General features: G+C 59.8%; 20 protein-coding genes and 2 tRNA genes. 8 read left to right on the forward strand and 14 right to left on the reverse strand.

Annotated elements, in window-relative coordinates; translation table 11 throughout:
- Window positions 1-18: 18 nt before the first annotated feature.
- The 4 genes from thrC to GWQ27_RS11260 form a co-directional block, all read right to left on the reverse strand.
- Entirely contained in the window at window positions 19-1293 is a 1275-nt protein-coding gene (thrC, locus tag GWQ27_RS11245; RefSeq protein WP_275907381.1) for a threonine synthase, read from the reverse strand.
- Window positions 1290-2309 (reverse strand): homoserine kinase, encoded by a 1020-nt coding sequence (thrB, locus tag GWQ27_RS11250; RefSeq protein ID WP_275907382.1) that lies wholly within the window; start codon window positions 2307-2309, stop codon window positions 1290-1292. The genes thrC and thrB overlap by 4 nt, the downstream gene beginning before the upstream one ends.
- 2 nt (window positions 2310-2311) lie before the next feature.
- Window positions 2312-4804 carry a bifunctional aspartate kinase/homoserine dehydrogenase I gene (gene thrA, locus GWQ27_RS11255; protein WP_275907383.1) on the reverse strand — a complete coding sequence of 831 codons (2493 nt, stop codon included), beginning with the start codon at window positions 4802-4804 and terminating at the stop codon, window positions 2312-2314.
- Window positions 4805-5054: 250 nt separating this feature from the next.
- Complete coding sequence (locus GWQ27_RS11260; RefSeq protein ID WP_005312418.1) at window positions 5055-5747, reverse strand: tRNA/rRNA methyltransferase; 693 nt, start codon at window positions 5745-5747, stop codon at window positions 5055-5057.
- A gap of 266 nt (window positions 5748-6013) precedes the next feature.
- On the opposite strand from GWQ27_RS11260, the gene aceK reads away from it, so the two are divergent.
- Window positions 6014-7741 (forward strand): bifunctional isocitrate dehydrogenase kinase/phosphatase, encoded by a 1728-nt coding sequence (gene aceK, locus GWQ27_RS11265; protein ID WP_275907384.1) that lies wholly within the window; start codon window positions 6014-6016, stop codon window positions 7739-7741.
- A 171-nt stretch (window positions 7742-7912) separates the two neighbouring features.
- Here aceK and GWQ27_RS11270 read toward each other — a convergent pair whose 3' ends face one another.
- Window positions 7913-8311 (reverse strand): META domain-containing protein, encoded by a 399-nt coding sequence (locus GWQ27_RS11270; RefSeq protein WP_005312410.1) that lies wholly within the window; start codon window positions 8309-8311, stop codon window positions 7913-7915.
- 172 nt (window positions 8312-8483) lie between these two features.
- Here GWQ27_RS11270 and GWQ27_RS11275 point away from each other — a divergent pair, with 172 nt between their 5' ends.
- A complete protein-coding gene (locus GWQ27_RS11275) occupies window positions 8484-8960 on the forward strand; it encodes a hypothetical protein (protein WP_275907385.1) in 477 nt (158 codons plus the stop codon).
- 4 nt (window positions 8961-8964) lie between these two features.
- On the opposite strand, the gene GWQ27_RS11280 is transcribed toward GWQ27_RS11275, so the two are convergent.
- Window positions 8965-9444, reverse strand: coding sequence for a putative 4-hydroxy-4-methyl-2-oxoglutarate aldolase (locus GWQ27_RS11280; RefSeq protein ID WP_275907405.1), 480 nt, complete (start codon window positions 9442-9444; stop codon window positions 8965-8967).
- A gap of 42 nt (window positions 9445-9486) precedes the next feature.
- Entirely contained in the window at window positions 9487-9903 is a 417-nt protein-coding gene (locus GWQ27_RS11285) for a DUF3293 domain-containing protein (RefSeq protein WP_275907386.1), read from the reverse strand.
- A gap of 376 nt (window positions 9904-10279) precedes the next feature.
- Between GWQ27_RS11285 and arcA the strand changes: the two genes are divergently transcribed.
- Window positions 10280-10999, forward strand: coding sequence for a two-component system response regulator ArcA (gene arcA, locus GWQ27_RS11290; RefSeq protein ID WP_005312398.1), 720 nt, complete (start codon window positions 10280-10282; stop codon window positions 10997-10999).
- Between the two features lie 132 nt (window positions 11000-11131).
- Here arcA and GWQ27_RS11295 read toward each other — a convergent pair.
- Both GWQ27_RS11295 and GWQ27_RS11300 read right to left on the reverse strand, forming a co-directional pair.
- A tRNA-Gly gene (locus GWQ27_RS11295) sits at window positions 11132-11206 on the reverse strand.
- A gap of 99 nt (window positions 11207-11305) precedes the next feature.
- A tRNA-Gly gene (locus tag GWQ27_RS11300) sits at window positions 11306-11379 on the reverse strand.
- Between the two features lie 201 nt (window positions 11380-11580).
- On the opposite strand from GWQ27_RS11300, the gene cydD reads away from it, so the two are divergent.
- From cydD to GWQ27_RS11320, 4 genes are all read left to right on the forward strand, one after another.
- Window positions 11581-13350, forward strand: coding sequence for a cysteine/glutathione ABC transporter permease/ATP-binding protein CydD (cydD, locus tag GWQ27_RS11305; protein WP_275907387.1), 1770 nt, complete (start codon window positions 11581-11583; stop codon window positions 13348-13350).
- Window positions 13343-15088, forward strand: a complete 1746-nt coding sequence (gene cydC, locus GWQ27_RS11310) for a cysteine/glutathione ABC transporter ATP-binding protein/permease CydC (RefSeq protein ID WP_275907388.1) — start codon at window positions 13343-13345, stop codon at window positions 15086-15088. The genes cydD and cydC overlap by 8 nt, the downstream gene beginning before the upstream one ends.
- 168 nt (window positions 15089-15256) lie before the next feature.
- Window positions 15257-15628 carry an Rcs stress response system protein RcsF gene (gene rcsF, locus GWQ27_RS11315; protein ID WP_017412233.1) on the forward strand — a complete coding sequence of 124 codons (372 nt, stop codon included), beginning with the start codon at window positions 15257-15259 and terminating at the stop codon, window positions 15626-15628.
- Window positions 15629-15637: 9 nt separating this feature from the next.
- On the forward strand, window positions 15638-16024 hold the full coding sequence (locus tag GWQ27_RS11320; protein WP_005312389.1) for a DUF488 family protein: 387 nt from the start codon (window positions 15638-15640) through the stop codon (window positions 16022-16024).
- A gap of 80 nt (window positions 16025-16104) precedes the next feature.
- Here GWQ27_RS11320 and GWQ27_RS11325 read toward each other — a convergent pair whose 3' ends face one another.
- Window positions 16105-17097 (reverse strand): NAD-dependent epimerase/dehydratase family protein, encoded by a 993-nt coding sequence (locus GWQ27_RS11325; RefSeq protein WP_275907389.1) that lies wholly within the window; start codon window positions 17095-17097, stop codon window positions 16105-16107.
- A 235-nt stretch (window positions 17098-17332) separates the two neighbouring features.
- On the opposite strand from GWQ27_RS11325, the gene tsaA reads away from it, so the two are divergent.
- Window positions 17333-18037 carry a tRNA (N6-threonylcarbamoyladenosine(37)-N6)-methyltransferase TrmO gene (gene tsaA, locus GWQ27_RS11330; RefSeq protein ID WP_275907390.1) on the forward strand — a complete coding sequence of 235 codons (705 nt, stop codon included), beginning with the start codon at window positions 17333-17335 and terminating at the stop codon, window positions 18035-18037.
- Window positions 18038-18080: 43 nt separating this feature from the next.
- Here tsaA and GWQ27_RS11335 read toward each other — a convergent pair whose 3' ends face one another.
- The 4 genes from GWQ27_RS11335 to GWQ27_RS11350 are packed head-to-tail and all read right to left on the reverse strand — an operon-like array spanning window position 18081 to window position 22771.
- Window positions 18081-19526, reverse strand: coding sequence for an HD domain-containing phosphohydrolase (locus tag GWQ27_RS11335; protein WP_275907391.1), 1446 nt, complete (start codon window positions 19524-19526; stop codon window positions 18081-18083).
- Window positions 19527-19581: 55 nt separating this feature from the next.
- Window positions 19582-20703, reverse strand: coding sequence for a beta-ketoacyl-ACP synthase III (locus tag GWQ27_RS11340; protein WP_275907392.1), 1122 nt, complete (start codon window positions 20701-20703; stop codon window positions 19582-19584).
- A 57-nt stretch (window positions 20704-20760) separates the two neighbouring features.
- Window positions 20761-21924, reverse strand: coding sequence for a VWA domain-containing protein (locus GWQ27_RS11345; RefSeq protein WP_275907393.1), 1164 nt, complete (start codon window positions 21922-21924; stop codon window positions 20761-20763).
- A gap of 4 nt (window positions 21925-21928) precedes the next feature.
- Complete coding sequence (locus GWQ27_RS11350; RefSeq protein WP_005312374.1) at window positions 21929-22771, reverse strand: MoxR family ATPase; 843 nt, start codon at window positions 22769-22771, stop codon at window positions 21929-21931.
- Window positions 22772-22789 lie beyond the last annotated feature (18 nt).

The following is a 22789-nucleotide window of genomic DNA, read 5'->3' on the forward strand; positions in this document are numbered from 1 at the left end:
GGGGGATTGACAATCAACTTAACCGAGCAGGAAGGCCCTTAGGCGAGCAAACTCCGCCGGCAGGTTGTGGGACAAGAGCGGCAGCTCGGCGTGCTTGGCGAGCGGGCCGGGCAGTGGCACATCCAGATTGAGGATCTCGTCCACCGACTCCTTGAACTTGGCGGGATGGGCGGTGCAGAGGAACACCCCCACCTCATCGTCGGCCAGCTGTTCCCCCAGCAGATCCCAGGCGATGGCACCGTGAGGTTCACAGAGGTAATCCAGCTGGTGCAGCCGTTTGAGCGCATCGCGGGTCTGGGCATCGCTGCGCATGCCAGAGCCCAAGGTCTCCAGCGCCCAGCCTTCGCGGCGGCAGAGCTCTTCTACCCGCGGCCAGTTGTTGGGGCGGCTGACATCCATGGCATTCGACAGGGTTGCCACTGTCTGATGCGGCTCCCACTGACCGGTTTTCAGATAGCGCGGCACAGTGTCGTTAGCGTTGGTGGCGGCGATAAAGCGCTTCACCGGCAGCCCCAGCGCCTTGGCGATCAGGCCCGCAGTGAGGTTGCCAAAGTTGCCGGACGGCACGCTGATGACCGCCTTGGCGCGATCGGCTTTCGGCAACTGGGCCACCGCCTCGAAGTAGTAGCAAACCTGCGCCAGCAGACGGCTGATATTGATGGAGTTGGCGGAGTTGAGGCCAATCGCCTTTTTCAGCGCCTCGTCGTCGAAGGCATCTTTCACCAGTGCCTGACAGGCATCGAAGTCGCCATCGATGGCGATGGTGCGGATGTTGCCGCCGAGGGTGCAGAAGAGCTTCTCCTGCAAGGGGCTGATCTTGCCCTTCGGGTAGAGGATCACCACTTCGATCCCCTCCAGCCCGTAGAAGGCGTGAGCCACGGCGGCGCCGGTATCACCGGAGGTGGCGGTGAGGATAGTGATCTTGTCGTTAGTTCTAAAGGCCGCGAGGCACTGGGCCATAAAGCGGCCACCGAAATCCTTGAATGCCAGGGTCGGGCCGTGGAACAGCTCAAGGGCATAGGTGCCATCTTTCAATTTGACCAGCGGCGCCGGGAAGGTGAAAGCGGCGTTAATCAGCTCGCTCACCTTCGCAGCAGGCACTTCGTCCCCCAGCAGGTGGCTGATGATGCGGGCAGAGCGTTCGGCCAGCGGCAACGCCAGCAGGGCATCCACATCGGCCAGCGGCGCTATCACCTCGGGGAAGAAGAGCCCCTGATCGCGGCCCAGACCCTGACGCACCGCCTGCGCGAAGCTCACCTGTTCACTCTTGTCCTTGATATTGTAAAGATTCATAGCTCGCTTCCTGTTACCCGTGCCCCGGCCATGTCCAGTTTGCAGACCCGGGCAAATCCATCTTCGTTCTGCACAAAATGTGCGTCCATCCAATCCTTCATGCGCTCGGCCTGGGCCAGATCCTTCATCACCACGAAGACGCTGGGGCCTGAGCCAGAGATGCCGGTGGCCAGCGCCCCGTTCTGGGCCGCCTGGGCCCGCACCTCGGCAAAGCCTTCAATGAGCGCCGCGCGGTAAGGTTCGGCAATCACGTCTTTTAGTACGCTCGCGGCCAACCCTTCTTGCCCGGTGTAGCTGGCGTGGACAAAGGCAGCCAGCCGACGACCGTAGGTGAGGCAATCCTGACGGCGATATTGCGCAGGCAGTATGGCGCGGGCGGCAGCGGTAGACACCACTGTGCCCGGGTAGCAGACCACCCAGTACCACTGCTCGAACACCGGAATGCCCTGACTGATGACGCCGTGCTCTTCCAGCACCAGCTGCATGCCACCCAGATAGCAGGGAGCCACGTTGTCGTAGTGAACAGAGCCGGAGATGCGCCCTTCCATCTCCCCCATCAGCAGCAGCATGTCGTGCTCATTAAGGGGCTCGCCGTGGAAGGCGTTGAGCCCCTCCAGCGCGGCCACCACGCTGCAGGCGCTGGAACCCAGACCCGAGCCCACCGGCAGGTTCTTCTCCAGCACCATTTCGAGCGGCTGCATGGTCAGGCCACGCTTCTCCAGCGCCTCGCCATAGGCCACCCAGCAGTCGAACAGGATATTCTTTTTCGGATCATCCGGCAGCTTGTGGGCGTAGCGGCCCACGGATGAGAGCGCAAAAGGCACCGCTGTTGCTGGGAGAGGGGCTTTCACCTGCACCCGATCGCCGAGCAGAGAGCCATCCACGGGGGCGAGCGCCGCCCCCAGTACATCGAATCCCACGCTCAGGTTGGCGCTGGAGGCGGGAGCGTAGGCGACCACACTTCTGTCATTACCCATGCCGCCTTCCGCCATATAGGGGTTCATCTCTGAACTCATGGTTATAACTCCTGCTTCCAGTTCTGGGTGCGCAGCACGTCGGCAAAGACGCCAGCGGCAGTCACTTCGGTGCCGGCGCCATAGCCGCGCAGCACCAGCGGGATCGGCTGGTAGTAGGTGGAGAAGAAGGCGAGCGCGTTCTCCCCGTCTTTCACCTTGAACAGCGGCTCATCACCACCGACCGCCTTGATGGCGACCTTGCACTTGCCACCCTCGATGGAACCCACATAGCGCAGCACCTTGCCTTCACGCTGGGCGGCCGCGAACTGGTCGCGGAACCAGCCGTCAGCTTCGGGCAGGCGGGCCATAAAGGCTTCCACATCGCCGCTGACGTCAAAGCCCGGCGGCAGCGCCTGCTCCACTTCCACATCGGAGAGCTCCAGCGCCATGCCTGCCTCGCGAGCAAGAATGAGCAGCTTGCGCGCCACATCCATGCCGTTGAGGTCATCGCGGGGATCCGGCTCGGTAAAGCCGTTGCCGCGGGCAATCTTGGTTGCGTCGGAGAAGGCCATGCCCTCATCCAGCTTGCCGAAGATAAAGGAGAGCGACCCGGACAGAACGCCATCAAAGGCGCGCAGCTTGTCACCGGCCTTGATGAGGTTCTGCAGGTTCTCGATGACCGGCAGGCCAGCGCCGACGTTGGTTTCGTACAGGAACTTGCGGCGAGTCTGGCGAGCGGTGCGGCGCAGCGCCTTGTAGTAATCGAGCGACCCTGTGTTGGCCTTCTTGTTCGGGGTCACCACATGGAAACCGGCGGCCAGGAAGTCGGCGTACTGGACGGCGATGGCCTCGGAGGAGGTGCAATCGACGATCACGGGATTGATGAGGTGGCTCTCTTCCACCAACTTTTGTACCGCTTCCAGGCTGAAGCTGTCACGGGCTTCCACCAGCTGTTCACGCCAGTTGGCCAGCGCCAGCCCATCCTTGTTGACCGCCATCTGGCGGCTGTTGGCGATGCCGACCACCCGCAGACCAGTGCCCTGCTCGGCGAGCACCGGCTGCTGGCGGGCAATCTGATCCACCAGGGCTGCGCCAACGCCGCCGACACCGACCACGAAGAGGTCGATGAACTGCTGGCTGCCGAAGAAGTTCTGATGGCAGGCCTTGATGGCTTCCGCTACCTTGCGATCCCGCACCACTGCGGAGATGGAGCGCTCGCTCGAGCCTTGGGCGATGGCGACGATATTGATGGAGGCTTGCGCCAGCGAGGTGAAGAAGCGGGCTGCCATCCCCTTGCTGGTGCGCATGCCGTCACCGATGAGGGAGATGATCGCCAGATCGCTGATGATATCCAGTGGCTCCAGCAGCTGGTTCTTGAATTCGAGCTCGAACTCGCGCTCCAGCACCTTGCGGGTCTTCTCCTGGTCATAGCTGTGGATACAGAAGCTGACGCTGTACTCGGAGGATGACTGGGTGATGAGGACGATACTGACCCCGGCGCGGGAGACGGCGGAGAAGATGCGGCCCGCCATGCCCACCATGCCCTTCATGCCGGGGCCTGAGACGTTGAACATGCACATGCCGGAGAGATCCGAGATGGCCTTCACTTTCAGGTCATCATCCCCCTGCTCAACGCCGATCAAGGTGCCCGGCCCCTGCGGGTTGAAGCTGTTCTTGATGAGGCAGGGAATGTGGAACTGGGCCACGGGGGCGATGGTTTTCGGGTGCAGCACCTTGGCGCCAAAATAGGAGAGCTCCATCGCCTCTTTATAGGAGAGGGTCTTGAGCAGGTAGGCATCCGGTACCAGACGAGGGTCGCAGTTGTAGCAACCTTCCACGTCGGTCCAGATCTCGCAGCATTCTGCATCGACGCAGGCTGCCAGAACGGCGGCGGAATAATCCGAACCATTGCGACCCAGCAGCACGGTTTCGCCCTTGTCGCTGCCACCGGTGAAGCCCGGCATCAGGTAGAGGCATGACTCTTTTCCAGCGGGGCCCTGCCCCTCTACCACTGGACGCAGCCCCTTGGCGGCAAAGCGCAGGCGGGAGGCTTCGATGTCGACATGGGCTTCCAGATAGCCGCCGTCGGTGACCAGCAGTTGCTCCGGCACTATGATGTCCAGCTCGAGGCCACGCACTCGCAGCAACTCGTGCATGAAAGCAATGGAGAGGTTCTCGCCACGGCTCAGGATGCGGGCCTGCACGTTGTCCGGGCAGAGGCCCAGCAGACGAATGCCCTGCATCAGCCGCTCGACCTGATCCAGCTCGGCAGTGAGACGGGCCAGCAGCGCCTTGTCATCCAGCGCCGGATAGGCTGCCTTCAATCCGGCCAGCAGGCGGGAGAAGATGCCGTTGATTTCAAACAGGGTGGAACTGGCATCCATGCCGCGACTGGTCTGCTCCACCAGGGCGACCAGATGATTGGTCACCTTGGCCGGTGCCGACAACACCAGGGCAACCTGGGATTGGCCGTGGGTATTGACCGCGATATCCGCTACCCGTAAAAAACGCTCTGCATCGGCCAGTGACGACCCGCCAAACTTCAACACTCTCATCGCTTTCTCTCCCTGTAAATCTATGAAATTCAATCTAAAAACCAATCCAACAAAAAGGCCCGTACTGGGTGGGTACGGGCCTTTTCTGATTTCTGTGCTTGTTCGTCAGCGCATCAACCGGCCCCAGTGCCACCTGTGGTGGTACCGGTAATAATGGTGGTGGTGATGACGTTGGTGAATAACTGCATGACGAACACTCTTGAACGAAGCTGGCTTTTAGCAATACCGCGGCTGGCCTTGGGCTGTCAACTTAAACCTCTTTGCCAAATCGGCGAGCAAGGTCTTTGCAGAGCAGATGCAGCATGTTCAAATCCCGCTGTGGCAGCATGGGCACCCGGTCCATCACCCATTGGTGCAGTTTTTCATCCTGTGAAACTCCGAGTTCACCAAGTATTTCTGCTGTTTTGTGTTTCAGTACACGAACCTGTCCGACGCTATCAAAATTTTCTGCTACGGCTTGCGGCTCATCCAGCAACTGGCTCATCTCGTAGGCATACAGCATGATCGCCTGCCCCAGATTCAGGGACGGGTAGCTCACCTTGAGGGGCAGGTAGCTCAGCAAATCCGCATGGGCCAGCTGCTCATTGGAAAGGCCGGACTCTTCACAACCAAACACGATGGCGACTTTGTTGAGAGACGGCTTGGCACGGATTTGATCGCGAATTTCCCCCGGCGTGAGGTAGTGCTGATAGCGGCCGCGCTGACGGGCCGTAGTGGCGATCACCAGATCCATGTCAGCCAGTGCCTCTGGCAAGGTGTCGAACGCCTCGGCCTGGGTCAAAATCTCCTGCGCCCCATGGGCCACCCAGCTTGCCTCCTCCTCTTCGTGTACCCGGCTCGCCACCAGTCGCATGGCATCGAAGCCCATGGTTTTCATGGCGCGGGCAGCAGCCCCGACATTGGGTGCCCGGGCAGGTGCCACCAGTACAAAATAGAGCTTCATTGGGTTTCCTCTTGGGCTGGGCCGACATCTGAAACAGGCTGCAAACCGTCGGCAAAACAGGGGCGCAATCTACCGTTTATCCCCAAAAATTGCCACTTGAACAGATGTTTGAATGTTGCCATAGTGGCCAGACGTGTGAACAAACTGCCAGCCATTCTCGGCATGAATGCCGTGAGTGATTGAGCGCTTGCAGGGCAAGGACAGGACGACAGACCAGCCCCGGACTCAGCCGCCATACCGGCCGACACATCACAAGGAAGAGAGAGATGCAGCAGCCATTGGAACAGGCCGTCGCCGAGACTATCTTGCAACGCTTCGAGTCGTTTTACAGCCGGTTTCTCGAAATAACCCAGGGCAGCAAGAGCCGCTTCGAAAACAGTGACTGGCTGGGAGTGCAGCTGGCCGGACGCGAGCGCATTCGCCTCTACGACCACCACGTGGGCGCCACCACGGCCCTGATCAAGCAGATGATGGGGGAGCATCACGCCACTCAGGAGCTGCTCAAACGGGTGAAAGGCGCCTTCAGCGATCTGCTGCCCCGTTGTGACAACTTCGAGGTGGCGGAGTCCTTCTTCAACTCCGTCTATCGCCGCATCTTCCGCCATCGCAACATTCGCGACGAGAACCTCTACATCCATCCCTTTCGCAGCCGGGGGGAGCATCCCGATTTGAGCGCCCTGCTGCGGGTCTATCGCACTGACCTCACCCATCTGCCCCAGACCCTGAGCCAGATGCTGGGGGATTACAGCTTCACCCTCCCCTATGAGGACAAGCAGCGCGACATTGTCGACATCCACCGCCATCTTGCCGAGAACGGCCCGCATATCCTGCATGAAGAGCCCTTCGCCATCGAGCTGCTCAAAGAGGTGTTCTACCGCAACAAGGGCGCCTATCTGGTGGGACTTATTCGGGTGAAGGGGCAGGTGTTCCCCTTCATTCTGCCGCTGCTCAGCACAGGCCAGAGCATCTATGTGGATACCGTCATTTTCGAGCCGGAGCTGGCCTCCATCGTGTTCGGCTTCGCCCGCGCCTACTTCATGGTCTATGCCCGCGAACCGGCGCTGTTTGTCGCCTTCCTGCGCCAAATCATGCCCCACAAGCCCGATTACGAGATCTACAACGCCATCGGCTGCCAGAAGCACGGCAAGACCGAGCTCTATCGCCACTACCGCCACCATCTGGCCCAGAGTCGGGATCAGTTCATCATCGCCCCCGGCATCAAGGGGATGGTGATGAGCGTGTTCACGCTGCCCTCCTACGACGTGGTGTTCAAGGTGATCAAGGACGAGTTCACCCCACCCAAGGATGTGAGCCACGAGCAGGTGAAGGCAAAGTACCGACTGGTTAAACAGCACGATCGGGTTGGCCGGATGGCCGATACCCAGGAGTTCACCAACTTCGAGTTTCCCCTGGATCGCATCTCGCCCGAGCTGCTGGCCGAACTCAAGACGGTGGCGCCGTCGGCCCTCACCATCAGCGACGACAAACTGGTGATCAAGCACCTCTACACAGAGCGCAAGATGATCCCCCTCAACCTCTATCTGGACAAGGCGGACGAGCAGCAGACTCGCCTCGCGCTGGAGGAGTACGGCAACGCCATCAAGCAGCTGGCGGCGGCCAACATCTTCCCGGGGGACATGCTGTTCAAGAACTTTGGCGTCACCCGTCACGGCCGGGTGGTTTTCTACGACTACGACGAGATCTGCTACATGACGGAGTGCAACTTCCGCCAGATCCCGCCGCCGCGCTATCCCGAGGATGAGCTGTGCGCCGAGCCCTGGTACTCGGTGGCCCCCAACGACATCTTCCCCGAAGAGTTCGCCACCTTCCTGCTGCAAAAGCCACTGGTGCGGGAGATCATGTTGCAGCTGCACAAGGAGATGTTCGACGCCAACTACTGGAAGATGCTGCAGAGCAACATCAAGGTGGGGGTGTTCGAGGATGTCTATCCCTATCGGCGCAAGAAGCGCTTCAAGTTTCAGCGAGGGGGATGAAGAGGCGAGCCTCGCCTTGCTGCCAACTTGAGATGCAATGCATATTGCGACGGCAGAACCGGGAGTCTTGCCACAACGCTATGGCGCAGTATTGAAAAAGGGACGCCGCGGCGTCCCTTTTTGATGACAGCTGCCGGCTCACGCTACGACAACCCCTGACAGAAATATCAGTTATTTGGCCGCAGGCATGGCGTCGAAAGTGAGCAGTGCAACCTTGTTGGCATCGCTCAGCACCAGCTGCTTGCCGCTTACCTTGAAGGTCGCCACCTTCTCCAGTTGCTGCAGATAGATCATCTCTTTGCCCGCCAGATCACCCGGGCACATCATGCGTGTCGAGCCCATGGCACCCAGTGTCAATACGCCGTCACCCTGCTGGGTGATACCGCCAAAATAGCGGTTGCAGCCGCCCTTGCCCGCCACCTTGTCACCCGCTACTTGCAGGGTGAAGGTATCATCGCTCGCACCTTGCAGTTGCCAGGTAGACGCTTGCAGCGCAGCCAGATTGGAACCAGTGGTCATGGCGCAGCCTCCCAGAGCCAATGCGGCCAGCAGGGTCAGTTTCTTGTTCATGGGTTCACCTCTTGATATAAGCGAAATAGGGGAAGGAACGTGATGATGGTGGCCTGTTTATCACGAGATCGAGGCAGATTAAAACTCTTTTATTGTGATCTCCGTTCCCTTTACTACCAACTGGCATGTGCCATGCTTGTATTCCTGTTCCGGACCCAGGGAGGGGAAAAGAATGGTCAAATCACTCATCGTCACACTGGTTTCATGCTTAAGCCTCAGCGCTCAGGCCGCCGACTGGGATTTCCTCAAGAGCGAGGCTGACAGCCAGCTCTACATCAAAAGCTACTCAGGCGTGCTGCTCGACAGCCAGACTCATCACAGCGACAGTTTCGACCTCTGGCTCATCAACACCGGCTATCAATATCCGATCATGGATGACGTCAGTCTCTACATGGAAGCAGGCCCGGCCATAGGCCCGCACAGCGAACAGTCCGGCTACAACCTGAGCTCGGGGGTGCGCTACCAGTTCTCCCCCACATTGAACATCGGCAGTCAGCTCAAACAGCTGGAAGTGCACAAGGCCAGCACACTGCTGGAGCTCAACACCAGCCTGCTGCTCACACCGCAGCTTGCCATCACGGCCAACTACGGCGTGAGTGCATTCAGTACTGAGCACTCCCTCAGCCTGGGCGTAGGCTTCAACTTCTGACCGATCAGATAAGCCGGGTGGCACTGACCAGTACGCCGTTGAGGTCGGCGTAAACATGGTCACCCGGATGTATGGTCACACCGGCAAACGACACCACGGCATCCAGCTCTCCCTGACCCAGCTTCTCTGTTTTGACCGGGCAAGCTGCCAACGCCTTGACTCCCAGCGCCAGGGTTGCCAGTGTCCCCACATCGCGCACAGCGCCAAAGATCACTATTCCCTCCCAACCCTGCTCCGCCGCCTTGATGGCCAGCTGATCGCCGAGCAAAGCACGGCGCAACGAGCCGCCGCCATCAATCACCATCACCCTCCCCTGACCGGGACGGTTGACCAGCTCTCGCACCAGGCTGTTGTCTTCATAACAGGAAAGCGTGACCGCCTGGCCATAAAACAGCGGCTTGCCACCAAAATCGTGAAACAGTGGATCGGCGACTTGCAGGGCATCACCGTGTTGATCGCAGAGGTCGGGTAGTAGATCCAGCATCATAAGCTTCCTTCCATGGACATGAATTCGCTCATTCTTTCATCAAGCCGTTGATCTGACAATCCAGTGGGATTCAATTTTGCCCAAATGGAGTGGCTCGCCTTTAATCAGCACGGGCTGCAACCAGAGCTCGCCCTGCTCCACCCAATAGATGGCGTTCTGGCCGAAACGAGCTGCCAAATCGATGGCCTCAGCACGAGAAGAAGCCAGCGCCAGCGATGATTTTCGCCAACTTGCATCAGGAGCACTGCCCCACAATGACCCCAGCGCCATCATGGTGGGAGACGCGGCGATGGCCCGCCACAGGGCGCGCTGACGGCGGGTATTGCGACGCATTCCTACCTCGCGGCTGGCAGGATTCCAGGCCGTCACAATGGCGTAAACAGGCCATTGAGGTGCCAAAAATGGTGCAATAAAACAAATTTTTTTGTAGTTTTCCCACAAAATCATGTCAACCACATGTTACATTCCATTACATTTTATAAGGGCGAAAATGGGGGTAACCCCAAGTATCATGCTGTGAACTCAGGGTTTGACCTATATCAATCCAGAGTTAAAAAGTTGCTATCTGACGGCAAAGAGTGTTGTTATGCGCCTGTTAACTGATAAAATGCAGCCACTTTTGTAATGGACTACCTTTCCAGGCTTCTCTCGATCAGACTTGTTGAGAGCCCACGTGTGGCACAGGGATGTTTGCCGACGCTGATGCCAAATTCGCGATAATCCGACCTGACATTCATACCCAGGATGACGTAATAAATTTTCAGGACCGGTCGGGTAACGCCAAAGAGTGTTAAAATTTAGATAACTAACTGATAAGAATCTGGGAATACTCATGCAAACACCACACATTCTGATCGTCGAAGACGAACTGGTCACCCGCAATACCCTGAAAAGCATCTTCGAGGCCGAAGGCTACGTTGTACTCGAGGCCAATAATGGCGACGAGATGCATCAAGCCCTCACTGCCCACACCATCAATCTGGTGATCATGGACATCAACCTGCCAGGCAAAAATGGCCTGCTGCTGGCGCGCGAGCTGCGTGAAGATGACAACATCGCCCTGATGTTCCTGACCGGTCGTGACAATGAAGTGGACAAGATCCTAGGTCTGGAAATCGGCGCCGATGATTACATCACCAAGCCGTTCAATCCCCGTGAATTGACCATTCGTGCCCGCAACCTGCTGAGCCGCACCATGAATGTGGCCGCTGGCGGCGAAGAGAAGAAGCTGGTTGAGCGCTACCTGTTCAACGGCTGGGCACTGGACATCAACAGCCGCGCACTGGTCAGCCCGGCTGGCGACATGTTCAAGCTGCCCCGTTCAGAATTCCGTGCCATGCTGCACTTCTGCGAAAACCCGGGCCAGATCCAGACCCGTGCAGAACTGCTCAAGAAGATGACAGGCCGTGAGCTCAAGCCCCATGACCGCACTGTGGATGTCACCATCCGCCGCATTCGCAAGCACTTCGAGAGCGTCAACGACACACCTGAAATCATCGCCACCATCCATGGCGAAGGCTACCGTTTCTGTGGCGAGCTGGAGCAGGAATAAGCCCGTTTCGTCATTGCAGAGTGAGTTTACGAGGCGCCCATGGCGCCTTTTCTCTGCCTGATGTTTGCCATCATCCAGCGCAAACACAAAACAAAAAGCCCACTCGCAGGAGTGGGCTTTTTGCATGAAAGCTGGAGCGGGCAGCGGGAATCGAACCCGCATCATCAGCTTGGAAGGCTGAGGTAATAGCCATTATACGATGCCCGCAGGACATCAAAATCAAGTGCGATATGGGAGTTCAACCCCTTGCAATCAGCCTGTGGGCTTGTGCAGTTACCGCATTGATGCAGGCTTTGCATCTGAATTTGGAGCGGGTGATGGGAATCGAACCCACGTATGCAGCTTGGGAAGCTACCGTTCTACCATTGAACTACACCCGCGTCAGGGCCTCTACTATATGCATTTTGCCGCTGAGCGCAATCACCGCAATGGTGTTTTTTACCATAAATCAAGCTGTTCGACCAACTAATGAGCAGCAAGGTGTTTTTTCAATCAAACATTTTCAACACCAGAAATTTACAAGGTTGCCAAGCCTGAGGGGCGAGGATAGTCTTGCGCCACTCGACGCGAGGATGGTGGTAATGGATAAAAAAACTCAAAAACGTCTTTATGGCTGGTTGCGCAACCAATCGAGCCACGGCCGACGCTGGATCGGTCTCTCCATCGGCTTTGGCCTTGGTCAGGGCATCTTGATGGTCGCCCAGGCCTGGCTGCTGGCGACCCTGTTGCATGGCTTCATCATCGAGGGGGCAACCCCGGAGCAATCCATTCCTCTCTTTATTACCCTGCTGCTGGTCACCCTGATCAAGGCCGCTTTGGCCTATGGCCGCGAGGTTGCCAGTTTCAAGGCGGGCAGCGCTGTGCGCCAGGCCATTCGCGAGCTGGTGCTCACTCGCCTCAGCCGTCTCGGTCCTGCCTATATACAGCGCCGCCCTGCCGGTAGCTGGGCCAGCCTCTTGCTGGAACAGATTGAAAATATGCAGGATTTCTTCTCCCGCTATCTGCCGCAGATGGCCATTGCCGTCTTTATTCCGCTGGTGATCCTGGTGGCCGTGTTCCCGGTCAACTGGGCGGCTGGCCTGATCCTGCTGGGCACAGCCCCCCTCATTCCCTTCTTCATGATCCTGGTGGGTGTGGGCGCCGCCGATGCCAACCGCCGCAACTTCCAGGCACTGGCTCGCCTCTCCGGCCACTTTCTCGATCGCCTCAAGGGCTTGCGTACCCTGCAACTTTTCATGCGCACCCGAGCTGAGGGTGACGCCATTCGCGACGCGTCGGAAGATTTTCGCGAGCGAACCATGGAGGTGCTCCGTCTGGCGTTTCTGAGTACCGCCGTACTGGAGTTCTTCGCCGCCCTCTCGGTGGCGCTGGTCGCGGTCTATTTTGGCTTTTCCTACATAGATCATCTGAATTTTGGCCACTATGGCACCAAGGTCACCCTGTTTACCGGCCTGTTCGTGCTGTTCCTCGCCCCCGAGTTCTATGCTCCGCTGCGCGAGCTGGGCGCTCACTACCATGCCAAGGCGCAAGCCATAGGTGCGGCCGAACAGTTGCTGGAGTTCCTCGAAGCCGAGGTCAGCGAGCCCGCCTCCGGCAATGCCTCCTTTCATGCCGACAGCCCCGTCAAGGTAGAAGCCCGTGCCCTGGAGGTGCTGAGCGCCGAAGGTAAGGTGCTGGTCGGCCCCATCGACTTCACGCTGGCAGCCGGTTCACGCACGGCACTGATCGGGATCAGCGGCGCGGGCAAGAGCTCGCTGGTCAATGCCCTGCTCGGCTTTGCTCCCTATCGTGGTGAGCTCAAGGTCAACGGGCAGGAGCTTGCCAGTCTCGACATGAGTCAGTGGCGACTGCAACTGGGCTGGCTCTCCCAGAATCCCCAGCTGTTTCACGCCTCCTTGCGCGACAACCTGCTGCTGGCCAAGCCATCTGCCAGCGACGCCGAGCTGGAAGATGCCCTCAAGCGGGCTCAGGCCTGGGAGTTTGCCATGGAGAAGGGACTCGACTATCCGGTCGGTGATCAGGCCGGCGGTCTCTCGGTCGGTCAGGCACAGCGTCTCGCCCTGGCTCGCACCCTGCTCAAATCGACCCAGCTGATGGTACTGGATGAACCCACCGCCAGCCTGGATCGCCACTCGGAGCGCGCCATCATGACCACGCTGGAACAGGCGACGGCAGGTCAAACCCTGCTGATGATCACTCACCGCCTGGATGAACTCACCAAGATGGATAACATCTTGGTGCTGGCCCGTGGCCAACTGGTGGAGCAAGGCAGCTTCCAGCAACTGAGCCAGGCCCGGGGGGCTTTCGCCCATCTGTTGTCCCATCGTTCCGGGAGTTCTCTCGATGACTGATCTATTGCCGTTTCTGCGCCTCTATCGTCAGCACTGGCTGAGTCTCTCGCTGGGCCTGCTGCTGGCACTGGTCACTCTGGTGGCGGGGATGGGGCTCTTGTCCCTCTCCGGCTGGTTCCTTTCCGCCGCGGCAGTGGCGGGAATGGCGGTCGCCAGCCGCGATACCTTCAACTACATGACACCGGCTGGCGGGGTGCGTTTCTTCTCTATCATCCGCACCGCAGGTCGTTGGGGTGAGCGGGTGGTGAGCCATGACGCTACCTTCCGGGTACTGACCCGGCTGCGAGTCTGGTTCTGGCAAAAGCTCTCGCCACTCTCCACCGGCACCCTGGCCGGTTTTCGTCAGGCGGATCTGCTCAACCGGCTGGTGGCCGACATCGATGCGATGGATCACGTCTATCTGCGGCTGGTCACTCCCATAGGCGCAGCCCTGCTCAGCTGCACCGGACTGGTCATATTCCTCTCCTTCTTCGATGGCGGCCTCGCCCTGACGCTGGGCGCCATACTGCTGTTTGGCATGATTGCCCTGCCGCTGGTCTTCTACTACCTCGGTCGCCAGCCCGGTCATCGGCTTATCGCCGAGAAATCGTCCATGCGCACCCGCATGGTGGACTATCTGGACGGTCAGGCCGAACTGCAGATGTTTGCCGCAGCCCCCAAGGCGCTCAGCGAGCTGCAACAGGCGGAACAGGCCCTGCTGACGGCCCAGGCCCGTATGGCCAGGGTGAGCGGACTGGCCAATGCCAGCGTGCAGCTCTTGAGCGGCTGGACACTCACCCTGATGCTCTGGCTGGCCGGTCACGGCGTGGCGGGTGCGGCGCCTGACCCCATTACCGCGCTGATGGTGTTCGCCACCCTGGCGAGTTTCGAGGCCCTGCTGCCGCTGGCGGGGGCTTTCCAGCACCTCTCCACCAGCCTCACTTCGGCTCGCCGCCTCAACGAGATCCTGCAGGAGGCCAAGGCCCCCGAGTGGGGGAACGAACAGCAGCATGCCAAAGAGGGCGTCTTGCAGATAAGCGATCTCTATTTCGGCTATCCCGGCAACCCGCATCCCGTGCTGCGTGGCTGTACCCTGCAACTGCAGGCGGGTGAAAAACTGACTCTGCTGGGCCAGACCGGCTGCGGCAAGTCCACCCTGATGGGATTGCTGACCCGTGAATGGAGCCCGCAGGCGGGCAAGATACTGCTCGATGGCAAGCCGTGGACGGACTACAGCGAAGGGGCGCTGCGCGCGTCTCTCTCTGTGGTGAGCCAGCGGGTTCATCTGTTTGCCGCCACCTTGCGCGACAACCTGAAACTGGCCGCCCCCGGGGCCGGCGATGAGCAGCTGACCGAGGTGCTGAGTCAGGTCGGTCTGGCACATCTGCTGGAGGATGAGGCGGGCCACAGTGATACCGGGTTGAATGCCTGGCTCGGAGATGGCGGTCGCCCCCTCTCGGGTGGCGAACGACGCCGTATCGGTATCGCCCGCGCCCTGTTGCACGATGCACCGCTCTGGCTGCTGGATGAACCGACCGAGGGCCTCGACAGCCAGACCGAGCGGGAGATCATGGATCTGCTGTTCAAGCTGGGGGCGGATCGCACCCTGCTGCTCATCTCCCACCGCTTGCTGGGGCTGGAGCAGATGGACCGTATTGCCCTGATGGAAGAGGGGCAGATCCGGCTGTGTGCGCCTCATCATGATCTGCTGGCTGACGACTACTATCGCAGCCTCTATGAGCGGCTGACACCGGCTTGAGAATGAAAGAGGGAGGATACGCCTGCGGACACCTCCCTCCTTTAAGACAGGCCGGCGAAGCCTGTCTGCTCCCCGTCACACCTCGTCTTCACAGCTAAAATTGGGGCTGGTCGCAGGCAGCGACTGGCCCCTATAATGTCCGCCCTCACAGTTCAAAAAGATGCTGATATGAAACGCCTGATCCTGATGATGCCCCTGATTGCCTCCGGTTGCGCCGACTTCTCCTTCAACAGCAATCTGGACAAGGAAAACTTCGACGAGTACTTCAAGCCGGGCGGCGTTCAGATCTATGAACAGAACCAGCTGGCTGACCTCAACTACCTCTACCTCGGCACCGTCGAGGGGGAATCTTGCCAGAGCGATGCCAAGCAGCCGGTACCCAACGCAGGTGAGGCTCGTACCCTGGCGCGTCGCCGCGTGGCCGACATGGGTGGCAATGGCGTCACCTTCGACAAATGCGCCGAGTTCAGTGACACCCCGGGCTGCCTGAAACAGGTGATCTGCTACGGGCAGGCGCTCAAAGTGGCGCAAGAGAAGTAAGGACACCCCATGGCCCTGGCCATAGTCCGGCTCGGCAGTCCTCGTCTTGAAGGTGAAGGGTTGCGCATCGGCACAGTGCGGCGCCCGCCCCGTGGTGTGCCCAAGCACGCATTTGCCAGTCAGGATTGGTATGACGTCTGGTTTCCCAATCTGGCGCCCAGCAGCGACACCATGAAGCTGGGCCAGGCCGCCGATACGCCTGCCCTCTGGGCCGTTTTCTGCAAGCAGTACAAGGCCGAGATGGCCACCCCCTGTGCCCGCCACGATCTGGCGCTGCTGGCTGCCCTCTCCCATACCACCAATCTGTCGGTGGGCTGTTACTGCGAGCAGGCGTCTCGCTGTCATCGCAGCATATTGCAAGAGCTGCTGGTCAATTGCGGCGCCAAGTTACGCTAGAGGGCACCGCTGGATAGTGAAAGAGGGCGTCCCGACGGACGCCCTCTTTCACTTCAATCACCATTCAGACAGGATAAGCCCTACTGCAGGCTGCCAACCAGCAGGCGCCGACGCAGCGCAGCCTCCTGCTCCGCAGTCATACCAGCCACCACGGCTCCCTCGTTGTCCATCAACCATTGCATCAGATCGGCGACCGTCTCCTCCAGCGGTCGAAAGTTGAGCCCCTGCACTATGGCTGCCTCGGCACTGATGCGGCCATAGCCGGCATACTCAGCCAGCTCGTTTGGCAATAGCGTGGGATAGCTCTGCCAGGGCTCGACGCCGGCTGCCAGCAACTCGGGCCAGGGGCGCCACTGTGCTTGCCATTGTGTGGCGGGAGCCAGCCTGGCGGTGATGCGATCCAGCCAGTCCACCAGCGCAATACCTGGTTTGAGCAGATTGAAACAGCCACCCAGCTGCTGCTCGGCAGCGCGCAGCACAAATTCGGCGCAGTCGCGCACATCCAGGTATTGCAGTCGATCCTGCCCGTCCCCCGGCAGCAACCAGGGCCCCCCTTGCTGCACCCGTTTCACCCACCAGGCCAAACGACCCGTGTGATCATGGGGACCGCACAGGACTCCGGGACGCAGGATGCAGAGCCGCTCGCCCCAATGATCCCGATACGCAGCTTCGCACAACACCTTCAACGGACCGTAATCGGTGGGCAATTCCCCCTCGGCAATCTCGTGCAACGGCGCCGATTCATCCATGCCCCGCTGTGCGAAGTCGCGATAGACGCTGATGGTGGAGATAAAGATCAGCCGCTCGCAGCGCCCGAGCAGGGCTGCCGAGAGGCTCACCGCCTGCTCGGGACGGTAGCAGCAGGTGTCTATGACCAGATCCCAGCGCAACCCTTGGCTTTGCAGGGGACTCAGATCTTTGTCCCTGTCACCGTTGAGCTGAATCAGGTCACGCCAGTCCGGGTGCTGATGCCGGCCCCGGTTGAATAGCGTCACCTCGTGCCCCCAGTCCAACGCCAGCGTGGTGAGGTGGCGGCCCAGAAAGCCGGTGCCACCGATAATCAGCAATTTCATCCATGTATCTCCAATCCGGCGCCATCTGAACGCCTTCGCCACAGAGCAGAGCGCGAATGCCATCCCCTGCTCCATCTGCCCTCACCCTACGCAAGTTGGTGCCGGGGTACAGCTCCCCGAGTGCCGGTATGGGACGGGGATCACGACAGGACGCGGGAAATGAGCGTAGCGAGGCAGAGCCTGCGTTTTGAGGCTGCCTGTGCTAAATTGCCGGGGTTTTCAGTCAGGATCCGCCATGAAGTTCGAAATCGACACCCTCGGGATCATCCGCTCTCCCTACAAGGAGAAGTTCGCCATCCCCCGCCAGCCCGGTCTGGTCAAATCGGCCCGTGCTCGCCTCGAGCTGCTGCCCCCTTACGATCAGCCGGACGTACTGCGCGGCATAGAGCAGTTCTCCCATCTGTGGCTCAGCTTTGTGTTTCACCAGACCATGGATCAGGGCTGGCACCCGACGGTACGTCCGCCGCGCCTGGGCGGCAACGAACGGGTCGGAGTCTTTGCCACCCGCTCCACCTTCCGCCCCAACCCGCTGGGTCTCTCAGTAGTCGAGCTGCACGGCGTTGGTCGCGAGCGTGGCAAACTGTGGCTGGAACTCGGCGCCGTGGATCTGCTGGATGGCACTCCTGTCGTCGATATCAAGCCCTATATTCCCTATGCCGACAGTCTGCCGGACGCCCGTGGCGGCTTTGCCCCCGAGGCCCCCACCCCGCCTCTCGTGGTCAACTTCACCCCCGAAGCGGAGCTGCAGCTGCTGCCCTGGCTCAAGGCTCACCCCGAGCTTCGTCTGCTGGTGAGCGAAGTGCTGGCCCAGGACCCTCGCCCCGCCTACAAGAAAGGCAAGCCGGACGAAAAGGAGTACGGCGTCAGGCTGTTTGATCTCAACGTACGCTTTCGCATCACAGAGCCCGGCTGCCAGGTGCTCGCCATAGAATTTGCTTGATCTCGGCGCTATTTGAGTAAAAAACACCCTGATGTGTTTTTTGTCACTCTTGATCCCTGTGTTCGGCGGCGATCTGCCTGAAGGCTCCCTCGCAGGCAAGGAAGGCATCGACCATACCAGGATCAAAATGGCTGTCGCGCCCTTGCACTATGATGGATTTCGCCTCTTCATGGGTGAAGGCGGGCTTGTAGACCCGTTTCGAGATGAGGGCATCGTAGACATCCGCCACCGCCATCAAGCGGCCAGATAGCGGGATAAGCTCTCCGGCCAGGCCGGCCGGGTAACCGCTGCCATCCCACTTCTCGTGGTGGGTGAGGGAAATTTCGCGCGCCAGCCGCAGAAAGGAGTTAGAACCGAGCTGAGCCTCGGCGCTGGCCAGCGCATCCGCCCCTATCTGGGGATGGCGCTTCATGATGGCAAACTCTTCATCGGTCAGCTTGCCCGGCTTGAGCAGGATGGCATCTGGAATGCCCACCTTGCCCACATCGTGCAACGGCGCCGACTTGAATAGCAGGTCTATGGTGGTGTCATCCAGTGGATAACGCTCTCCGTCGTGGCGACTCAGGTACTCGGCCAGCACCTTGACGTAGTGCTGGGTACGGATGATGTGGGCACCCGTCTCGTTGTCACGGGTCTCTGCCAGCGAGGCAAGGCCGAGGATAGCCACGTCCCGGGTCAGGTTGAGCTCATCGCTACGTGCTTTCAGCTCGCCGATCATCTGGTTGGTGCTGGCGGCAATCAGGCCGAATTCATCATCCCGGGTCACCGGCACCCGCGCATCCAGATCGCCGCACTGCACCTGCGCCATGGCGCGCGTCTGGTGCATCAGGGAGAGGGTCAGATTACGGCCATAGCCACGAATAATCAGCCAGAGGTAACCGAAGGTCACCGCCATCACGAAGGCGATTTCCAGCAATATGTAGTGTTGGGCATCGAGCCGCGACATGCCTCTGTCCACCGTCGCCAACCACTCCAGGTCCTTGTTGAACAGTAGGAAAAAGACACCCCCCAACAGTGCGAGCGTGGTGAAAGTAAACAGAGTGAACTTGCGGGAAACCGGCATGGCCAGCGGCCGGGTCAGCACCAGCGAGCCCTGATACTCCCGCAGTTTGGCCAGGTTCCAGTCCCGCACCAGCGACAAGTCCGCCGCCACCAGAAAGCCCAGGGTGGCCATCCCCAACAGGATCTTGAGGTGACTCTCCAGCGGGAAGTCATGCATGAAGCCGTTGTAGCCCGAGAGCAGCAACGCCCCAAGCAGGTAGAAGCCCACTTCCAGCCCGAAGCTGCCAAGCCCGCTGCCAGGCAGGGCCAGCCGGTGCAACACCCGATCGCGCACGGCGAACATGATGGCGAAGACCAGCAAGGCAGGCCCCAGCAGCTGAGGCAGGGTCAGGCTTTCCAGAAACGGACAGACCTGCCACCCATAGAGGCAAAAGAGTGACAGTGTCACCCCGTAATGCAGGGCGCAGCGCCCCGTGATTTTCTGCATGATTTCACCCTGACCGCTGTTTATTGTTATGACGGAGGGGATATGCCCCCGCCCCTCACCGGCGCCGCAGCAGCAGACTCCCTATCGAATAGCCAGCGCCAAACGAGCAGAGTACACCACGGGCCCCCGCAGGAAGGTCGCGATTGTACAGATGAAACGCGATGATGGAACCCGCCGAGCTGGTATTACCATAGCTATCAAGAATGACCGGCGCCTCCTGCTGGCTGGCATCGTGGCCCAACAGCTTGCGGCCGATAAACTGGTTCATGGTGAGGTTGGCCTGATGCAGCCAGAGTCGGCTCAAGGAGTCCGCCGTCCAGCCCTGCTCATCCAACTGGCTGGCAATCTGATCGCACACCAGCGGCAGCACCTCCTTGAACACCTTGCGCCCCTGCTGGCGAAACAGTTTGTCATCCCCATGACGGGTACGCGGACTGAGCCGGTTCAAAAAGCCGAAGTTGTTGCGGATATTGTTGGAGTACTGGGTCACCAGCTTGCTGGCCAACAGTTGCCAGGGGTTGGCCACCTTGCAATCGGCCTCCCGCTCCAGCAGCACGGCGGTACAGGCATCGCCGAAGATGAAGTGGCTGTCCCTGTCACGAAAGTTGAGGTGCCCGGAGCAGATCTCCGGGTTCACTACCAGTGCCAGTTTGGCGGTGCCTGCCGCCAGCATGTCCGCCGCCGTCTTGATGCCAAAGGTAGCGGATGAGCAGGCCACGTTCATGTCAAAGGCCATGCCGCTCGCCCCCAGATAGTGTTGCAACTCGATGGAGAGCGCCGGATAGGGCCTTGGCATGTTGGAAGCCGCCACTATCACCAGATCAATCTCCCCCGGCTCCCGGCCGGCGGCGATCAGCGCCTGCTCGGCGGCAGCGACCGCCATCTCCACCATGATGGAGGGCTGATCGTCGGCCCGCTCGGGAAGCAAGGGCTGCATGATGTCAGGGTCCAGCACCCCCTCCTTGCTCACCAGATAGCGACTCTTGATGCCGGACGCCTTCTCGATGAATTCGCAGCTCGAGTGCTGCTTGGCGGACAGCTGACCCGCATCGATGGCGGAGGCATTTTCCTCGTTGTAGAGGTCCACATACTGGTTGAAGGCGGTCACCAACGCTTCATTGCTGACGGCAAAAGGCGGGGTATAGAGGCCTGATCCACTGATCACGATAGAAGTCATCTTTGCTCCTGGCCGGGTGCAATCCCGGCTTGTTGGTTTATTTGGGTAGAGAGGTCATTACAACTGATCGATCGCCGCGGCGAGACCAGCCAGCGTCAGCGGATGCATACGCCCGCCAACCACGTCATTCATCAACTTGATGGAGGGATGCCAGAGCCACTCGCGCCTGGGGATGGGATTGATCCACACCAGCCAGGGAAAGTGTTGCTGCAGGCGAGCGAGCCATACCTGACCCGCCTCCTCGTTCCAGTACTCAACGGCACCGCCGGGCCAGCTGATCTCGTAGGGGCCCATCTTGGCGTCCCCCACAAAAATCACCCTGTAGTCGCTGCCGTAGGTGCGCAACAATCTCAGGGTGTCGAACCGCTCCTCGAAGCGACGGGCGTTGTCTTGCCAGACGAAGTCGTAGAGACAGTTGTGAAAGTAGAAATACTCCAGATGCTTGAACTCGTGGCGTAACGCCGAGAAGAGCCGCTGCACCTCGGCCACGTGGGCATCCATGGAGCCACCCACATCGAAGAAGACCAGCAGTTTGACACCGTTGTGGCGCTCGGGCCTCAGCTTCACATCCAGCCAGCCCTGACGAGCTGTGCTCTTGATGGTGTCGTCGAGATCCAGCTCGTCAGGATTACCCTTGCGCACCCAGCGTCTGAGCTTGCGCAAGGCCAGCTGGATGGCACGCTGGCCCAGGGGTGAGTCGTCGCTGAAGTTGCGATAGTGGCGGGCTTCCCACACCTTGACCGCCTTGCCATGCTGGCCCTCTCCCCCCATGCGGATCCCTTCCGGATGAAATCCGCCGTGACCGAACGGACTGCTGCCGCCGGTCCCCACCCACTTGTTGCCGCCGGCATGGCGTTCTTTTTGTTCCGCCAATCGCTGGTTGAGGGTTTCAAGCAGCTTGTCGAGCCCACCCAGAGAGTGCAGCAGCGCTTTTTCTTCGGCACTTAACAAGCGTTCGAACTCCTTGCGTAGCCACTCATCAGGTAAGGCGTCGGGCAGCAAGTGGCTGGCCTGCAGACCGTCGTAATACTCGGCAAAGGCGCGATCGAAGCGATCAAAATGAGCCTCGTCCTTGACCAGCAGGCAGCGGGAGAGCTGATAGAAGTCGTCCATGTCGACACTGACCAGCCGGGCTGCCAGCGCGGCGTGCAAGTCCAGCAATTCGCGCAAACTGCAGGGGATCTTGTGGCGACGCAGCTGGCTGAAAAAGTCGATCAGCATGGTGTCAGTTGCCGCGACGGGCCAGGAAGGCCAGCTTCTCGAACAGGTGCAAGTCCTGTTCCGTCTTCAGCAGGGCGCCATATAGCGCCGGGACCAGCTTGCCCGGTTCGCGGGTGCGCATCGCCTCGGGAGAGATATCATCGGCCAGCAGCAGCCGGATCCAGTCCAGCAGCTCGGAGGTAGAGGGTTTCTTGCGCAGCCCTTCCACTTCCCGCAGTTCGAAGAAAAGCGTCATGGCCTCATCCAGCAACGCCGCTTTCAGGTTCGGATAGTGCAGGTTGACGATGGCCTGCATCTCGGCCTTGTCGGGAAAGCGAATGTAGTGAAAAAAGCAGCGACGCAAGAAGGCATCCGGCAGCTCTTTCTCGTTGTTGGAGGTGATGATGACAACGGGGCGCCGGCGGGCCTTGACTCGCTCGCCGGTCTCGTAGACGTCAAACTCCATCCGATCCAGCTCCAGCAACAGGTCGTTGGGGAATTCGATGTCCGCCTTGTCTATCTCGTCGATAAGCAGCACGGGCCGCTCATCAGCGGTAAACGCCTGCCACAGCTTGCCCTGGCGAATGTAATGACTGATATCCCCCACTCGCGGATCCCCTAGCTGGGAATCCCGCAGCCGGGCCACTGCATCATATTCGTAGAGCCCCTGCTGGGCTTTGGTGGTGGATTTAATGTGCCAGGCAATGAGGTGAGTGCCGAGCGAACTGGCCACGGCCTCGGCCAGCTCCGTCTTGCCAGTGCCAGGTTCACCTTTGATAAGTAAAGGTTTTTCCAGCACTATAGCCGCATTGACCGCCATCTTCAGCGCCTCTGAGGCGAGATAGCGATCGCTTCCTGCAAATCCCATAACGTCCATTCCTTTGAC

The sequence above is a fragment of the Aeromonas sp. 5HA1 genome (genome assembly GCF_029237245.1).
Lineage (GTDB): Bacteria > Pseudomonadota > Gammaproteobacteria > Enterobacterales > Aeromonadaceae > Aeromonas > Aeromonas salmonicida.

Excerpts from the sequence above, each read along its gene's own strand:
- thrC (WP_275907381.1), bottom strand. The coding sequence starts at position 1,293 with ATGAATCTTTACAATATCAAGGACAAGAGTGAACAGGTGAGCTTCGCG.
- thrB (WP_275907382.1), bottom strand. The coding sequence starts at position 2,309 with ATGAGTTCAGAGATGAACCCCTATATGGCGGAAGGCGGCATGGGTAAT.
- thrA (WP_275907383.1), bottom strand. The coding sequence starts at position 4,804 with ATGAGAGTGTTGAAGTTTGGCGGGTCGTCACTGGCCGATGCAGAGCGT.
- GWQ27_RS11260 (WP_005312418.1), bottom strand. The coding sequence starts at position 5,747 with ATGAAGCTCTATTTTGTACTGGTGGCACCTGCCCGGGCACCCAATGTC.
- aceK (WP_275907384.1), top strand. The coding sequence starts at position 6,014 with ATGCAGCAGCCATTGGAACAGGCCGTCGCCGAGACTATCTTGCAACGC.
- GWQ27_RS11270 (WP_005312410.1), bottom strand. The coding sequence starts at position 8,311 with ATGAACAAGAAACTGACCCTGCTGGCCGCATTGGCTCTGGGAGGCTGC.
- GWQ27_RS11275 (WP_275907385.1), top strand. The coding sequence starts at position 8,484 with ATGGTCAAATCACTCATCGTCACACTGGTTTCATGCTTAAGCCTCAGC.
- GWQ27_RS11280 (WP_275907405.1), bottom strand. The coding sequence starts at position 9,444 with ATGCTGGATCTACTACCCGACCTCTGCGATCAACACGGTGATGCCCTG.
- arcA (WP_005312398.1), top strand. The coding sequence starts at position 10,280 with ATGCAAACACCACACATTCTGATCGTCGAAGACGAACTGGTCACCCGC.
- cydD (WP_275907387.1), top strand. The coding sequence starts at position 11,581 with ATGGATAAAAAAACTCAAAAACGTCTTTATGGCTGGTTGCGCAACCAA.
- cydC (WP_275907388.1), top strand. The coding sequence starts at position 13,343 with ATGACTGATCTATTGCCGTTTCTGCGCCTCTATCGTCAGCACTGGCTG.
- rcsF (WP_017412233.1), top strand. The coding sequence starts at position 15,257 with ATGAAACGCCTGATCCTGATGATGCCCCTGATTGCCTCCGGTTGCGCC.
- GWQ27_RS11320 (WP_005312389.1), top strand. The coding sequence starts at position 15,638 with ATGGCCCTGGCCATAGTCCGGCTCGGCAGTCCTCGTCTTGAAGGTGAA.
- GWQ27_RS11325 (WP_275907389.1), bottom strand. The coding sequence starts at position 17,097 with ATGAAATTGCTGATTATCGGTGGCACCGGCTTTCTGGGCCGCCACCTC.
- tsaA (WP_275907390.1), top strand. The coding sequence starts at position 17,333 with ATGAAGTTCGAAATCGACACCCTCGGGATCATCCGCTCTCCCTACAAG.
- GWQ27_RS11335 (WP_275907391.1), bottom strand. The coding sequence starts at position 19,526 with ATGCAGAAAATCACGGGGCGCTGCGCCCTGCATTACGGGGTGACACTG.
- GWQ27_RS11340 (WP_275907392.1), bottom strand. The coding sequence starts at position 20,703 with ATGACTTCTATCGTGATCAGTGGATCAGGCCTCTATACCCCGCCTTTT.
- GWQ27_RS11345 (WP_275907393.1), bottom strand. The coding sequence starts at position 21,924 with ATGCTGATCGACTTTTTCAGCCAGCTGCGTCGCCACAAGATCCCCTGC.
- GWQ27_RS11350 (WP_005312374.1), bottom strand. The coding sequence starts at position 22,771 with ATGGGATTTGCAGGAAGCGATCGCTATCTCGCCTCAGAGGCGCTGAAG.